General features: G+C 70.3%; 16 protein-coding genes. 5 read left to right on the top strand and 11 right to left on the bottom strand.

Annotated elements, in window-relative coordinates:
* Window positions 1–182: 182 nt before the first annotated feature.
* Together F603_RS0119240 and F603_RS0119235 are read right to left on the bottom strand one after the other, a co-directional pair.
* Window positions 183–383 carry a DUF397 domain-containing protein gene (locus F603_RS0119240; protein ID WP_078503699.1) on the bottom strand — a complete coding sequence of 67 codons (201 nt, stop codon included), beginning with the start codon at window positions 381–383 and terminating at the stop codon, window positions 183–185.
* Window positions 383–1,219 carry a helix-turn-helix domain-containing protein gene (locus F603_RS0119235; protein ID WP_026328557.1) on the bottom strand — a complete coding sequence of 279 codons (837 nt, stop codon included), beginning with the start codon at window positions 1,217–1,219 and terminating at the stop codon, window positions 383–385. The genes F603_RS0119240 and F603_RS0119235 overlap by 1 nt, the downstream gene beginning before the upstream one ends.
* 393 nt (window positions 1,220–1,612) lie before the next feature.
* Between F603_RS0119235 and F603_RS0119230 the strand changes: the two genes are divergently transcribed.
* The 5 genes from F603_RS0119230 to F603_RS32410 all read left to right on the top strand — a co-directional run bounded on the left by F603_RS0119230 (window position 1,613) and on the right by F603_RS32410 (window position 5,099).
* Window positions 1,613–1,858: a DUF7848 domain-containing protein gene (locus F603_RS0119230; RefSeq protein ID WP_019547610.1), complete on the top strand. Its 246-nt coding sequence runs from the start codon at window positions 1,613–1,615 to the stop codon at window positions 1,856–1,858.
* Window positions 1,855–1,983, top strand: coding sequence for a hypothetical protein (locus tag F603_RS36265; RefSeq protein ID WP_019547609.1), 129 nt, complete (start codon window positions 1,855–1,857; stop codon window positions 1,981–1,983). The genes F603_RS0119230 and F603_RS36265 overlap by 4 nt, the downstream gene beginning before the upstream one ends.
* A 136-nt stretch (window positions 1,984–2,119) precedes the next feature.
* The gene (locus tag F603_RS0119220) at window positions 2,120–2,341 is read left to right on the top strand and encodes a hypothetical protein (RefSeq protein WP_019547608.1); all 222 of its coding nucleotides are present in this window, start codon (window positions 2,120–2,122) and stop codon (window positions 2,339–2,341) included.
* Window positions 2,342–2,800: 459 nt separating this feature from the next.
* The gene (locus F603_RS33525) at window positions 2,801–3,862 is read left to right on the top strand and encodes an AraC family transcriptional regulator ligand-binding domain-containing protein (RefSeq protein WP_078503696.1); all 1,062 of its coding nucleotides are present in this window, start codon (window positions 2,801–2,803) and stop codon (window positions 3,860–3,862) included.
* 64 nt (window positions 3,863–3,926) lie between these two features.
* Window positions 3,927–5,099, top strand: coding sequence for an alpha/beta hydrolase family protein (locus tag F603_RS32410; RefSeq protein WP_158678657.1), 1,173 nt, complete (start codon window positions 3,927–3,929; stop codon window positions 5,097–5,099).
* Window positions 5,100–5,198: 99 nt separating this feature from the next.
* Here F603_RS32410 and F603_RS36580 read toward each other — a convergent pair whose 3' ends face one another.
* The 9 genes from F603_RS36580 to F603_RS0119165 all read right to left on the bottom strand — a co-directional run bounded on the left by F603_RS36580 (window position 5,199) and on the right by F603_RS0119165 (window position 14,505).
* Window positions 5,199–5,321, bottom strand: a complete 123-nt coding sequence (locus F603_RS36580) for a hypothetical protein (protein WP_019547605.1) — start codon at window positions 5,319–5,321, stop codon at window positions 5,199–5,201.
* A gap of 60 nt (window positions 5,322–5,381) precedes the next feature.
* Window positions 5,382–5,843, bottom strand: coding sequence for a hypothetical protein (locus F603_RS34175; RefSeq protein ID WP_026328556.1), 462 nt, complete (start codon window positions 5,841–5,843; stop codon window positions 5,382–5,384).
* Between the two features lie 374 nt (window positions 5,844–6,217).
* Complete coding sequence (locus F603_RS0119195; protein ID WP_026328555.1) at window positions 6,218–6,718, bottom strand: GNAT family N-acetyltransferase; 501 nt, start codon at window positions 6,716–6,718, stop codon at window positions 6,218–6,220.
* Window positions 6,719–6,909: 191 nt separating this feature from the next.
* Window positions 6,910–7,743 (bottom strand): YwqG family protein, encoded by an 834-nt coding sequence (locus F603_RS0119190; RefSeq protein WP_106431353.1) that lies wholly within the window; start codon window positions 7,741–7,743, stop codon window positions 6,910–6,912.
* A gap of 150 nt (window positions 7,744–7,893) precedes the next feature.
* The gene (locus tag F603_RS32400; RefSeq protein WP_051096263.1) at window positions 7,894–9,462 is read right to left on the bottom strand and encodes a hypothetical protein; all 1,569 of its coding nucleotides are present in this window, start codon (window positions 9,460–9,462) and stop codon (window positions 7,894–7,896) included.
* A gap of 336 nt (window positions 9,463–9,798) precedes the next feature.
* Window positions 9,799–10,815 (bottom strand): TIGR03842 family LLM class F420-dependent oxidoreductase, encoded by a 1,017-nt coding sequence (locus F603_RS0119180; RefSeq protein ID WP_019547602.1) that lies wholly within the window; start codon window positions 10,813–10,815, stop codon window positions 9,799–9,801.
* A gap of 92 nt (window positions 10,816–10,907) precedes the next feature.
* A complete protein-coding gene (hydA, locus tag F603_RS0119175; protein ID WP_019547601.1) occupies window positions 10,908–12,341 on the bottom strand; it encodes a dihydropyrimidinase in 1,434 nt (477 codons plus the stop codon).
* Window positions 12,338–13,666, bottom strand: a complete 1,329-nt coding sequence (locus tag F603_RS0119170; protein ID WP_019547600.1) for an aspartate aminotransferase family protein — start codon at window positions 13,664–13,666, stop codon at window positions 12,338–12,340. Before F603_RS0119170 ends, hydA begins: the two co-directional genes overlap by 4 nt.
* Complete coding sequence (locus F603_RS0119165; RefSeq protein WP_019547599.1) at window positions 13,663–14,505, bottom strand: nitrilase-related carbon-nitrogen hydrolase; 843 nt, start codon at window positions 14,503–14,505, stop codon at window positions 13,663–13,665. The genes F603_RS0119170 and F603_RS0119165 overlap by 4 nt, the downstream gene beginning before the upstream one ends.
* Between the last annotated feature and the right edge of the window lie 325 nt (window positions 14,506–14,830).

The raw sequence follows: 14,830 nt of genomic DNA, 5'->3' as shown, positions 1-14,830 counted from the left end.
CAGTTGCCTGATCACGGCGCCAGGCACCAATGAGGGCGACCGCCCTCGTCCGAGGGCATGCCCGCATCCGGTGCGGCGCACACGTGCGCACACCCGGCAACGCCTAAGTGCCCTGCAACCACCAACTCATCGGCAGCCAGGGCACTTTCCACCTCTCACAGGCAGCGGCCGGAGTCAACGACCTACGCGCCGAACCGCCCGTCGGCGACATCACGCACGAAGCTCTGCCACGCAACGGAAGGGAACGCCAGCACCGGACCCTCCATGATCTTCGAGTCCCGCACCGGGACAGCGCCCTCCGACACCTGACCTGGAGCCCACTCGACGCACTGACCACCGTTGTCACTGTAGGAGGACTTGAACCACCGGAGAGATTCGGTCATCACGGAGTGCCCTTTCGTAGCTGGTTGATCATGTCCACAGACTGCGCCTGGGAGGGCGCGTCGGCCTGTAGCTGATGGTAGGACGTCAGCATGGGGAGCACGAACTTGTTGTCGCGCTCAAGATGCCCGTGCTGTGCGGACTCCGCATACGACACGAGCGCACGATCAGGCAGCGTCAGCACGGTTATCGGCAGCCTGAGCGGCCGACGCTCCCCCATGTCGAATGGTGCTACCTGGAGAACCGTGTTCGGCCGCTCGGCGAACTCCAACAGCGAGTCCAACTGCGCCGACATTACGCCCCGACCACCGACGGGCCGACGGACACAGCTTTCATCCAGCATGACGAATACCAACGGTGGGGACCTTCGCACGAGCGCGGCTTGTCGTTCCGCTACGAGCGCGATCCGTTCGCTTGCCTGCTCAGCCGTGATCGCTCCCCGTTTCACGGCACTTTCGGCAATCACGGCTGCGTACTCCGGCGTCTGAAGCAGCCCCGGCATCACGCCCACCTCGTACAGCCGGATCTCCACCGCCCGGCCCTCGTGTCCCACGAACTCCGGAAACCCCTCCAGCAGGCTGCCGTGCCGGATCTCGCGCCACTGGCGCTCGAATGTGTCAGCCGTGCCTTCGAGGCCGAATGCCTTGTCGGCACTGCGCGAAAAGCGCAAGGTAGGAAGCTTCCGAGAAGTTTCGACGGCCGAGATGTGCGTGCTGGAATAACCCATCCGCTCGCCCAACTCGTCCTGCTTCCAGACCCGCGCCTCGCGCGACCTGCGCAGTCGTGCACCGAACGCAGCCTGCGGGCTGACTTCGGGGTTCAAGTCCTTGCGGTTCAGGGCGTGTCACCAACTTTCCGTGCACGGCTGACAAGTTGAGTAGTGGCCCACCGTAAGCCACGCTGAATCGCCCTGGTAGTGGTGTCGCTACAGAGCGGAGCCAGAGAAATGTCAACTGCCGGTATCCCGCGAGGAGACAAGACCGCGCCGCGTCCGAACACAGACGCGCACACCAGCGGTTTCCGGCCGCAGACACGACTCCATGCTGCCGCGCCGCCACGCTCACCAGGAACGCTCCTCATCCCTCGGACTGAAGAATCCGCATTCCCTCCCCTGCGACGGAGTTGATGCAGTAGCGGCCGTCCGGCCTCCACGGACGAACCGTCACGGCAGGCCCGTCGGCACGCAGGTGAGCACACCACCGCACCCCTCCCGCCTACAGGGTGATCAAGCATGCCCCGAACCAGCACGGCCTACCGCTTCCGCAGGTTCGGCATCGTCCGCGACGCCGAACCCGACGCCGAGCCGCACTCGTACGCGCTGGAGTGCGCCGTCTGCGCCGCTACCGGCCCCCGAAGCGACGACCCCGGCACAGCGCACGAGTGGATTCCGGCCCATCTCCGCGCACACCCCGAGCACTTGACGTACCGCGAACACGTCACCCGCCCCTACCGCGCCGTCCCCGGCGAGTGGCTGTGACCCGGGCCGCGCACGCCGTGCGCCGCCGCATCGGCGCATGCGCGGGCCCGCTCTTCCTCTTCTCCATCGCCGCAGGCATCGGCTTCGTGCTGTGTGCCGCCTGGCTCACCCGGACGGGAGCGTGACGTGCAGAAGAAACGACAGCCGACACCGAAACCGAAACCGCAACCGAAGCAACCAGCCTGCATCCACCGCAAGTTGACCCCCGACGGCAAGCGCTGCGCCGACTGCAACGTCCAGATCTACCTCTAGGAACCCACCATGCTCCGCACAGGTTGGTACGAAGTGCCCAACGGCCTGGGCCCGTTCGACGTGCGCCGCGGCGACCGCGTCCTCCACGGCGGACGGTGGTGCACCGTCCTCGACCTCTACTCCCCCGGCAGCTCCGGCCGCGGCCGCGTCCTCCACCTCGACAACGGCCGCCTGCAACTCCTCCGGCCGCCCGAACGCCTGCGGGTCTACCGCCGCACGGGGCGCCGCTGAGACTCCGCTCCGGGCCCGGTGTCCTCGTCCCGGGTCCGGAGCGGGCAGCGCCGATGGGCCGGGTCGGCGTGCGGCTCGTAGTCGTAGCCGCGGTCGGCGAAGTACCTCGTGCAGGCGTCGGCGGACTCCCCGCCTCGGCCCGTTCCCGGAGCCGTCGAGCCGCACCTTGCCATAAGCCATCAGGCACAAGAGCATCCGACCGCGGAGAAAGTCCGCCGTTACCGCGTCACACAACCAAGTGCCTTGTAGCGCACTCTGGAACCGACAGCAAGAAAGGCCCGAGCACGGCAAGGGAGCGGCGACCCCAATACACGAGAAGCGGCCCGTGAGCGGCACTGATCGCACGGCGTGTAGCGTGGGGAGAATGCGTGGCGGCACGGCCTTCCTGACAAACGCGGTCACACAAAGGAACGCCCACGACGACCCGTCAAGGCCGTGGGGCACGCTGTTTATGCATGCATGAGGCGAAAAGGCACAGTGGGTGATCCGATGAGCTCTCCCCGTGGCGGCGGGTCGCCGTCATCGAGCTTGGGCGCCATTTCCGTGGCCGGGCCCCGAGTGCTCCTGGACCTGTTGTCCAGAATGGGAGTCGACAGCCGCCGACTGGCTCGCGCAACCGGTCTCGACACGGACCGGCTCACCGATCCGGCCGGCTGGGTGGAGGGTCGGCTCGGCATGGATCTGCTGAACCGGGCTGCCGAAACGGTGGGCGACCCCCTGTTCGGCGCGCACTTCGGCCGTGACCACCAGCCCGGCAGGCTGGGCCTGTTCGACTACCTGTTCCTCACCGCTGACTCACTCGCGGCAGCCTTCGACACAGCGATCCGCTACATCTCGGTGGCCACCACCGGCGGTGCGTACGGGTGGGCCGAAGGCGGCGGCAGGCCCGTCGTCGAACGGACGCTGCCGGGCGGCCCCCACTTCCTGCACGCGGAGACCTACGCGCTGAGCTGGCATCTGACCATGGCCCGGCACGCCACCGGAAGCCCCATCCGCCCCACCCACGTCGGTCTCGTGCAGCCGGCGCCGAAGCGGCACCACGCGCTCACCGAGATCCTCGGGGTGGACGACGTCGACTTCGGGTGCCCGGCGACCACGATCACGCTGAAGCGCCGGGACCTCGACCTACCGCTGCTCGGAGCCGATCCGATGCTCGCCGTGACGCTGCGCCGGCACGCGGACGGGCGGCGGCTGCCCGCCGACTCCTGGCCCGAGCGAGTACGGGCCTTCCTGTCCGACGGTTTCGCCGACCGTCCGGTCACGCTCGACGCCGCCGCCCGGCACCTGGCGGTCAGTCCTCGCATGTTGCAGCAGCACCTGCGCGAAGCCGGAACGAGCTGGCGGGCCGAGGTCGAGACGGCTCGCGACAGTCGGGCGGTCGATCTGCTGCGCAACAGCGCGCTGCCGGTCAGGGCCATCGCGATCCGGCTCGGCTACTCCGACGACCGGGCATTCCGTCGCGCTTTCCACCGGCGGCACGATTGCGGTCCCGACGCCTATCGGCGTGGCACGCTCGCGTGAACAGTCCCCGTGCCCGCGGATTCGGTCCTCCCTCCGCCGCTCGTACCGCTTTAGCGTGGCGTTCATGAGCAAGGAGCCGATTCAGCGCAGCAGCGCCGCAATGCACTACCGTTTCGACGACCGCGACATGGATTTCGTCTTCCAGATGTCCGTGGCCGCCGCCAAGACAGGCGGCCCGGACGCGGGCGAACTGTACGCCCTCGCTTCCCGGATCGAGGACGGCAATACAGAGAGCTGGGTGAAAGAATTCGAAGCCTACGGCGACGCACAGTGCGCCCTGGCCGCGGAATGGGAGGCGCACGGGCGGCGACGCAGCGCCGGCGAGGTCCTGATGAAGGCGTACTACGCCTACCGGCAGGCGTGGCAATTCGCCGCCGAGGACGCTGCGGCGTTCGACGCCCTGATCGGTAAGTTCGAGAGCGCATTCGCCGACGCCGCGAGGCTGACGGAGCTGCCCCTGACGTACCTGGAGGTGCCGTTCGGGTCCGCGTCGCTGCCCGGGCTGCGCCTGGACGCCGGCCCCGAGGCCCCGACGCTGCTGCTGCACGGCGGCCTCGACACCACCCGCGAGGACGTGTTCCACCTCATCGGCCTGAACGCGTGGCGGCGTGGCTACACCGCGGTGATGGTGGACCTGCCAGGCCAGGGCACCACCCCCCTGCGGGATCTGCACCTGATGAGCGAGACGGAACGGCCCATCGGAGCGGTCATCGACCACCTCGTCGACGTCTACGGCACCCACCCCGCGAGGTTGGCCCTCATGGGCATGAGCGCCGGCGGCTACATGGTCAGCCGTGCCGTGATGACCGAACGCCGCGTCGCTGCCTGCGTCGCCAGCACCCCGCTCTACGACGGTGGCAGCATGCTGCCCGTCGAGGCGCTCGACGCCATGGCCGCCGCCGGTGGCGCGGTACACGGCAGCTTCCTCATGTACCTGTGGCGCTCCGGCCTGTCCACGGCGGCAGAACTGGCCGAACTCTTCGCCACCTTCCGGGCCGATCCGTCCGGGGTCGAATGCGCCTTCCTGTCCATCGCGGGCAGCGGTGAGGGACCCGGCTTCATCGATCAGGCCCGCCGCTGGCACGACGGACTCCCCGTCGAGGACAAGACGCTGCTCGAACTCGACGCGTCCACCGGCGCGGACGCGCACTGCCAGGCCAACAACCCCACTCGCCTGGCCCAGGAAGTCTGCGACTGGCTGGACGATGTCTTCGACAGACGCGGCCGAACGCGCTGACCGCCACGTCGGTCTGCCCAACTCGCCTGCTGCATCGGCTGCTTGCGGGGGCTCCGAGCTCGTCCTCGAACCGTCAGTAAGCCTCGGCCTCCCCGAAGTTCAGACGGGCAGTTGCCAACTCGGCCCCGCCGGGGAGCCGATGCACACGGTCTGCTCGAACGGCGTGGCCGTCATCCCGAACTCACCGAGCGACGGGGCGCCGACGTCGTGCCAGCGGAGCAACGCCGACTCGACCTGGTCCCACAGGCGCAGCGGCCCGTGCTGGTGCCCGTACTGTGGTCATCAACTCGCCCGACAAAGCCGCGAGTTGCGCGACGAAGCAAGCCGCCCACCGCCCCAGGAGGCCCAGGTCGAGACGGGTTGTACGGGTGTCTCCGCCCAACCGGAAGTACGTCGGGGACGGGGACGCCCGTGGGGCCTGGCGAGCATGTAGGAGACGGTGTCCTCGGTGAACCGGCCGTGCGCGGTGCCTTCCTCGTACAGGACGAGGCGGATCAGCCCGCCCGCCGGCATCCATCCGCTGAGGGCGGTGGTGATCGATCCGCCGTCCGTCAACTGCCCGAACCATGAGGGCGGGACGACGCGCACGGCGCAGGTGGCGACGATCGCGTCGTAGTCGGCGTACTCCTTGCAGCTCTGGAGCCCGTCGGCGTCCTGGTAGTCGGTGTTCCGAAGCGGTTTACGGATCACGGGTCCGTATTCACGTGCGAACTCCCGCGCGGTCTGCTCGTCGTTGGTGAGCAACGTGGGCGGGATGTCGAATCCGCACCGGACCGGTGTGCTCTGTGCATTCCTGCCTCGGTAGTGGGCATTCGGCGTCGACAGTCGGAGGGAGCGCTCGCGACGGCCGGTCGCGGTGCTGCGTTACGGGGTAGTCCAGCTCACGAGCGAAGTCCCTGGCCAGGCAGGGGCGACCACGAACTCCGCCCCAGACATGTTGGGCAGCGGCCCGAGTATCGATTACGGCGCCCGACTTCCTCGCGTGCGAAACCACCCGTTAAAACTTCGAACGCCTTCCGCCAACGGGCACGGCTCAGGCGGCCACCGCATGATCTCCGGACTTCACTCATCATGGAAGCGTTGGTCGCGACTTCCCCATGGTCCCGCAAATCAGCGGCCTACGGCCGGAGTTCCACATCGCGCCGATACCAACTGCCGGACTCACCACCGAGGTCGGCCGGGTCGGCCGGGCCGACCAGAACGAACCCGGCTTTGGTCAGCACGTGCTGGGACGCGAGGTTCCTTCGGGCGGTGGCCGCCCGCAGTGTGCGGAGCCCGTAACGCGTCGCCGCCAGGCGGCACAGCTCCCGGACGGTCGTGGTCGCCACGCCGCGGCCGGTGGCGTGCTGGGCGACCCGGTAGCCGAGCTCCGCGGTGCGGTCCTCGATGTCGACCAGGTTGAACCTGCCGAGCACCCGGCCGTCCTCGGCGACGAGCACGTGAAAGGCGCAGGTGCCGGCCTCCTGTTCAGCCAGCAAGGCGTTGTACCGGTCGGTGAACCGGTCGAAGAAGTCGTCGCCGCGGTCGGCCACCGAGGTGGCGAAGTACGCGCGGTTCACCACCTCGAAGGCCAGCACCGCCGGGGCATGACGAGCATGTAGCTGTTGCAGCTCGGGCACCTGGGCAACTCTATCCGGACGGCGTGCCGAGGCCCACCCGAGTCCGGCCGGCGGCGGACAGCCTCCACGGTCTCGGCTGCTTCCGCGTCCGCTGCGAGGCCCGCGACGACGCGCGTGCGCGAGACTCGCCTGCTGCACGACCGCTCGCAGACGCATCCGAGCACCGCGTCAACTCCTCCCGGCAGTGCCCCTCAGCATGTCTGCCAGGTGAACATGGCCCGGTCGAACCGGAGTTCCGCCAAATCCCGAGGACGGATGAGCCAGTAGAGCATCCCGGAGTCGCCCCATATCATGTCGGCATCGTCCTCGCCGTCGAACTGCGCCAACAGGACCCACTCGTCGGCGTGCTCTTCGTCGACCTCCCTCTCGACGGGGTCTTGGATGTCGTCGGCGTAGCCGCCGATCTGGTGCGCGCAGTCCGCGTCGTCCTCACACTCGAACTCGATCAGCGCGTCGACGAACTCCTCCTCGCTCACCGGATGGCTGTAGTCGTCCGGGTACGACACCTCAGGGGCGAATGCGGCCCGTGTTCTCGAATGCCAGGCATCGGGCGCCGTGAAGATTGCTTGCGCGGTCAGCGGCAGAACCGGGAACGGTCGCAGCTCGGCGGGCGCGTCACGCACCGGCGCTTCCGCACCCTCCGGTACGTAGAGGACCCGGGCGCCCGAGCGGCTGTCCCGGACGTGCGCCCAGGACCAGGACGCGTGGTCGTCAAGCTGACCGTCGAAGAAGAAGAACAACAGCGTTCCCTCCCTCGGAAGAGGGAGATCCGAGCCCGCGGAAGGCAGTTGGGCGCAGTCGACCGAGGCGATGAGCGACAGCGGCCCGTGCCCCTCCCATACCGGCCACTCCTGGCCTTCCGGCAGTCGGGGAAGCCCGCCGAGCTGCCCGGCGACGACGTCCGATTCGGCATCGACCTTCAAGCGTACGGCGGGGCGCAGCAGGCCCAGCCACTCCTGAGCGATGTCGGAGGGCAGGTGCTGCAAAGCGAAGTCGCGCCAGGCGGCGAAGGTTGCGTCAGTCATGATCAGCATTGTGGTCGGTCCCACTGACACCGGAGTCAGCGAGGACGTGCCATCCCCCCGCCTGCGCCCGGACACGACCGACTGCCCACGGCTGAAGTGCCGGGCGAACAGGCACACTTCGGCGGCCCGGAACCGGCACAGCGCCCCGCCTCACCGCACCCGCACCTTCCGCCGCACCAGCACGACCGCCCCCGCGACGACCACTCCCCCGCCGAGCGCGTAGACGACCACGGAGCCCGTTCCCGGCCCCGACGCCGGGTCGGCCTCGGCGGGCACCGGGCCGAACAGGTCGAAGGTGCGGGTGTTGTTCGCGGTGTCCGGGTCGGCGTGGTCCGCCTTCGTGTCGGCCACCCTGAGGGCGGCCTTGGCCTTTCCGCCCTCCGCGGCTGCGCTCTTGCGCACCTCGAAGTCGAGCGCTGACGTCTCGCCGGGCGAGGCGGCGCTCAACGGGCAGGTGTACGTGAGGCCGTGGTGGCGGCAGAGGGGCTCGAACGTGCCCTCGTCGATCTCCTCCATCGGCTGCTTGCGTACCTCGGCCCCCTTCGGCAGCGTGAGGACGAGCGAGACGCCGGCGCCGCCTCCCGGATCGCCCGAGCCGTCGTTGCGCAGGCCCACCCGCAGGCGCCGGCCGCGGTCCCCGGCGGCGGAGACCTTCGAAACGACCGCGTAGTCGGGGCGGTTGGCGATGCGTACCTTCGTCCAGACGTCCTTCTCCTCGCTGTACTCCTTGCGCCCGGCGCTCGCCTTGCTTACCTGCGGGGCGAGCGCGGTGCCGGTACCGGTACGCGGGGTGCCGGTCGGGGAGGGCTCCGCCGTGGAGCGGGACGTACCGTCGAGGCCCCCGTTGTCGGCGCCGCTGCCGAGGAGTGCGACGGTGGCCCGGAATGAGGCGTTCATGGCGGTGCGGGAGGCGCGGAGGACGAGCCAGTTCTCGACGTGTGCCTCCTCTCCGGGTTCGATGCGGGCCTTGGGGAAGCGGCACGTAACGGTCGTCGCGCCGCCGTGGGACCAGTAGTCGCACGTCCGGGAGCGGCGGACCGGGTCCAGCCCCTCTTCCACCGTCGCGGTGACGGCGAAGCCGTCCGCCGGCAGCTCGCCGGTGTTGCGGACGCCGAGCGCGACGGCGTGCCGCTTGCCCGGGCTTACGCGGAGGGTGCCCTGCTTGCGCAGGGCGAGGGAGGGACCGCCGACCTCGACGCGGGTCGTCGCCCGGCTCGTCTTCCCCTCCGAGTCGCGGAAGGCGACGTGGAGTCGGCCCGTGTCGCCCGGCTTGCTGCCCGGCGCCGCGCGCGGCAGCGCTCCGGCCCAGTCGGTCCAACTGTCGTACGCCTCGCCGACCCTGCACACCACCTTCCGGTCCGACCCGGAGCAGCCGTTGCCGTACTGCTTGAGTCGCAGGACGTCGGAGGAGTCCGTGACGTCCATGGTGAGCGTCGACCCTTTGTCCTCACCGGTCCGCGCCTCAGGCTCGTACCTGATGAGGAGGCGCTTCTCGCGGTCGGGACGCGGCTTTCCGCCGTGGGGCGCGACGCGGAACGCGTCGGGCGCCTTGAGTCCGGGTGCGTCGGACCCTTCGTCGGCGACGGCGGTGCCCGGCGGGAGGAGGCCGGTGCCGAGCAGGGCGAGGACGCCGACGAGCAGGCCGCGGACGAGCCGGGGACGCCGCCGGCCGGAAGCGGAGGAGCGCGGGCGGGGGACGACAGCGTGAGCGGAAGCCATCGCTCCAGTCGAACAGTCCCCGCACACGCCGCGGGCACCGTCCGATGACGGAACGACTACGGTTCCGCACCCGGCCCACCACCGCCGCACCGCTCAAGCCGCGCCCCGCCACCGGACGCCGACTGCCGTACCCGGCACGCCTCGCACGCACGGCCGCCCTCCAACCGGCCGCGCACGAGGCCGAGTCGGCGAAGCCGGGCGGCGGCAGTCCCCGCCACCCCCGGGGGGGGCACGCCGTCCCGCCTACACGGCCGCCGATCCGACGGTGCGGTGGACGCCGCACACTCCGGGAGCCGACACACGCACGGGCACCACGCCCGTCGAGCTGCGAGCCGCTCACCCCCGTATCGCCGGGATCACCTCCGCCCCGTACGCCTCGATCGTCGCGTCCCGCGCGTCGTGCATGGCGTACATCGCGAACTGGTCCACGCCCAGCTCCCGGAGCTCCGCGAGCTGTTCGACCTGGGCCGAGGGCGGGCCGAGGAGGCAGAAGCGGTCCACCACCGCGTCGGGCACGAAGGCGGTGTCGGGGTTGCCCGCACGGCCGTGGTGGGCGTAGTCGTAGCCGCGGCGTTCCTCGATGTACGCCGTGAGCGCCTCGGGGACGGCCTCGGAGCTCTGGCCGTAGCGGGCGACGAGGTCGGCGACGTGGTTGCCGACCATGCCGCCGAACCAGCGGCACTCCTCGCGCGCGTGGGCGAGCGCCTCGGGGCTGTCGTCGGCGGTGACGTAGGCGGGCGCGGCCACGCAGACGGTGACGTCCTGCGGGTCGCGGCCCGCATCGGACGCGGCGGTGCGCACCGCGTCGACCATCCACGCCGTGAGGTAGGGATCGGCGAGCTGGAGGATGAAGCCGTCCGCCTCGCGGCCGGCGAGGGCGAGCGCCTTCGGCCCGTACGCCGCCATCCATACGGGCAGGCGGCCGTCCTTCACCCAGGGGAGGCGGACGGGTGTGCCGTCCATGGACACCTCGCGGCCCTCGGCGAGTCCGCGGATCGTGGAGATCGCCTCACCGAGGCGGGCGAGCGTCGTCGGCCGGCGTCCCGCCACGCGCTGGGCCGAGTCGCCGCGGCCGATGCCGCAGACGGTGCGGTTGCCGTACATCTCGTTGAGGGTGGCGAAGGTCGACGCGGTGACCTCCAGGGACCGCGTCACGGGGTTGGTCACCATCGGGCCGACGCGGAGGCGTTCCGTCTCGGCGAGGATGCGGCTGTGGATGACGAAGGGCTCCTGCCAGAGGACGGCCGAGTCGAACGTCCAGCCGTAGTCGAACCCCAGGTCCTCCGCGCGCTGCATCAGCGCGACCGTCGCCGAGGCCGGCGGGTCGGTCTGGAGGACGAGTCCGAAGTCCATGTCGTCGCGCAACGTGGTCCCTCAACTTTCCGTCGCTTGGAGGCTGTCGGGGGCGCGGGGCCGGCCGGATGGCCCTCGGTCGGCCCCGCGCGTCAGCCGAGCAGTTGGCAGGTGCCGCGGGGCACGTACTGGCCGTGCCCGGCCCGGCCGGTGTACTCGCCGCGGTCGAGGACGGTGGTGCCGCGGGAGAGGACCGTCTCGACGCGGCCGGTGATCCGCTTGCCCTCGTACGGCGAGTAGTCGACGTTCATGTGATGGGTCTCGGCGGAGAGGACCTGCTCCGCGTGCGGGTCGTAGACGACGATGTCCGCGTCGGCGCCCGGCGCGAGCGTCCCCTTCTTCGGATAGAGGCCGAACATCCGGGCCGGGCTTGCGCAGGCGAGGTCGATCCAGCGCCGGCGCGTCAACTTGCCTTCCACGACGGCCTGGTGGAGGAGGTCCATGCGGCTCTCGACGCCCGGCATACCGTTCGGGATCTTGCTGAAGTCGCCGCGGCCCAACTCTTTTTGGCCCGAGAAGCAGAACGGGCAGTGGTCGGTCGAGACGACCTGCAGGTCGTCGGTGCGCAGCCCCCGGAAGAGCGCCTCCTGGTGCTCCTTGGGCCGCAGCGGCGTCGAGCAGACGTACTTGGCGCCGCCGAAGTCGGGTTCCGCGAGGTTCTCGACGTCGAGGAAGAGGTACTGCGGGCAGGTCTCGCCGAAGACGGGCAGGTTCTCGTCGCGCGCCGAGGCGAGTTCGGCGAGGGCCTTCTCCGCCGAGACGTGCACGACGTAGAGCGGCGCCCCCGCCACGCGTGCGAGCTGGATCGCCCGGTGGGTGGCCTCGGCCTCCAGCAGCTCGCGCCGCACCTCGCCGTGGACCCGCGGATCGGTGCGGCCCTCGGCGAGCGCCTGCTCCACGAGGACGTCGATCGCGATGCCGTTCTCGGCGTGGACCATCGGCAACCCGCCGTTGTCCGCGGCGCGTTGCATGGCGCGGAGGATCTGGCCGTCGTCGCTGTAGAAGACGCCGGGGTACGCCATGAAGAGCTTGAAGGAGGTGACTCCCTCCTCGACGAGGAGGTCGGTCTCGTGCAGGGACTCGGGGGTGACGTCGGAGAGGACCATGTGGAAGCCGTAGTCGACGGCGCAGCGGCCGTCGGCCTTGGCGTGCCACTGGTCGAGGCCCTCGCGGAGGGCCCGGCCCTTGGTCTGGAGTGCGAAGTCGACGATGGTGGTGGTGCCGCCCCAGGCCGCCGCTCTCGTGCCGGTCTCGAAGTCGTCGGAGGCGAAGGTGCCGCCGAACGGCATCTCCATGTGGGTGTGTGCGTCGACTCCGCCCGGGAGTACGTACTTCCCCGTGGCGTCGAGGGTGCGGTCGGCCTGCCAGCCGTCGGCGACGTCGCTGTGCCGGGCGGCGACGGCGGCGATGCGCCCGTCCTCGATGAGGAGGTCGGCGTGGAGCTCGTCGCTCGCGGTGACGAGGAGGCCGCCGCGTACGGCGGTGCGGCCAGGGGTTCCGGAGGCGCCAGGCTGCGGAGCTGTCATCGATTGCCTCCCAGCGCACTCTCGGCGGCACGGAGGGCCGCGCCGAGGATCGCGGCGCCCTCCTCCGCCTCCTCCGCGGTGAGGCTCAGCGGCGGCCCGACGCGCAGCACGCTGCTGACCGCGTGGCCGTGGCCCCCTCCCTTCCCGACGAGCAGGCCGCCTCTGCGGGCCTCCTCCAGCACCAACGACGCGGCGTCCGGCGCTGGTTGACCGCTGCGCGGGTCGACGAGCTCGACGCCGATCATCAGGCCCCTCCCCCGCACCTGCGAGACGACGCCGAGCCCCTCGGCCTCCGCTTCGAGCCGCTCCTTGAGGAGGGCGCCGACGCGGCGGGCGTTGCTCTGGAGGTCGTTGTCGAGGAGGTGGGCGAGGTTGGCGTTGCCCGCCGCCATCGTGACGGGGCTGCCGCCGAAGGTGGAGATCGAGTTCCCGTCGATCGCGTCCATGACCTCGGCGCGGGCGACGACGCCGCCGATCGACATGCCGTTGCCGATGCCCTTGGCGAAGGTGAGCAGATCGGGCGGGCCGTTGCCGGCGTGCGCCTCCCAGCCCCAGAAGTGGTCGCCGGTGCGGCCCCATCCCGTCTGCACCTCGTCGGTGATCCACAGGATGCCGTGACGGTCGAGGACTTCGCGGAAGGCGGCGAAGAGGCCGTCGGGCGGCGCGGTGAACCCGCCGACGCCCTGGACCGGTTCGGCGATGAGCGCGGCGACGCGGCCTCCGGTCTGGGCGAGGACGTCCTCCAGGTCGGCGACGCAGGCGTTGATGTAGGCGGCGTCGTCGAGGTCGGCGTAGGGGCCGCGGTGGCGGACGCTGCCGTGGACGTAGAGGGTGTGCAGTGGGGAGAAGGTCGTCGGGGACCAGGACTGGTTGCCCGTGAGGCCGACGGTGGAGAAGGACCGGCCGTGGTAGCTGTTGCGCATCGCGAGCACCTGGTTGGAGCCGCGGTACGCGGTGGCGAGGAGCAGCGCCGTGTCGTTCGCCTCGGTGCCCGAGGTGGTGAAGAAGACGCGCGCGTCGGGGATGCCGGAGAGGTCGGCGATCTGCTCCGCGAGGTCCACCATGGGGCGGTTGAGGTAGAGGGTGGAGGAGTGGAGGAGGCGTTGGGACTGGTCGGTCACCGCCTTGGTGACCTCGGGAAGGGCGTGGGCGGTCATCGTGGTGAGGATGCCGCCGAAGAAGTCGAGGTAGCGGCGGCCCTCGGCGTCCCAGACGTGGCGGCCCTCGCCGTGCGAGAGCTCGATCGGCTCGTCGTAGTAGAGGGCGAGCCAGTCGGGGAGGACGGAGCGGTGGCGGGCGAGGAGCGCGGCGGCGCTGTCGGTCACGGTTGCACCAGCCCTTCGTAGGCGTCGGGTCGGCGGTCGCGGTAGAAGGCCCACTGGTGGCGGACCTCCTCGATGAGCCCGAGGTCGAGGTCGCGGACGACGAGTTCCTCCGCCTTGTCGCTGGCGACGTCGCCGACGAACTGGCCGCGCGGGTCGACGAAGTAGCTGGAACCGTAGAAGTCGTTGGCGCCGTACTCCTCGGTGCCGACGCGGTTGATGGCGGCGATGAAGTACTCGTTGGCGACGGCCGCCGCGGGCTGCTCCAGCTTCCACAGGTACGCGGAGAGGCCGCGCGAGGTGGCCGAGGGGTTGTAGACGATCTGGGCGCCGTTGAGGCCCAACTGCCGCCAGCCCTCGGGGAAGTGGCGGTCGTAGCAGATGTAGACGCCGACCTTGCCGACGGCGGTGTCGAAGACGGGCCAGCCGAGGTTGCCCGGCTTGAAGTAGAACTTCTCCCAGAAGCCCTGCACTTGGGGCAGGTGGTGCTTGCGGTACTTGCCGAGGACGGTGCCGTCGGCGTCGATGACGGCCGCGGTGTTGTAGTAGAAACCCGACTGCTCCACCTCGAAGATGGGGACGACGACGACCGTGCCCGTCTCCCGCGCCACTTCGCGCATACGCTGCACCGTGGCGCCGTCGGGGACCGCCTCGGCCCAGCGGTAGTGCTCGGCCTCCTGGACCTGGCAGAAGTACGGGGAGTTGAAGACCTCCTGGAAGCCGATGATCCCGGCGCCCTGCCGGGCGGCCTCGCGGACGTACTCCTCGTGTTTGGCGACCATCGACTCGGTGTCGCCGCTCCAAGCGGCCTGCACCAGTGCAGCGCGTACAACCTCGGGCATCAGCAGCTCCTTCGTGGGGCGTCTGCCTGTACGACACGCGTAGATGCGCGTGGGATTGCGACGGTAGATCCCGGCATGTCACCTGGCAAGAACCCCGGCCCAAGCTCCGTCCTGACTACGGGGGTTGGTGCCGTGATCCGACAGGGCCATCCCTACGGCCTGCCCCGGCCGCCCCTTCCGGAACCCTTGTACCGCCGCGGCACTCCGGGCAGGCCCGCCCCACGCACCGCGTGGTGAGGTCCGACCGACCCCGCCTCGGTGCGCGGCCCCCTTCGTCCGCGTGGCCGGACCACGTGCGGCGGCAGGGGCGGTGTCGCTGCAGGTG

The sequence above is a fragment of the Streptomyces sulphureus DSM 40104 genome, assembly GCF_000381025.1.
In the GTDB taxonomy this organism is placed as follows: Bacteria; Actinomycetota; Actinomycetes; order Streptomycetales; family Streptomycetaceae; genus Streptomyces; species Streptomyces sulphureus.
The sequence above is the reverse complement of the archived record's forward strand: the minus strand, read 5'-3'. Positions and strand labels throughout refer to the sequence as shown.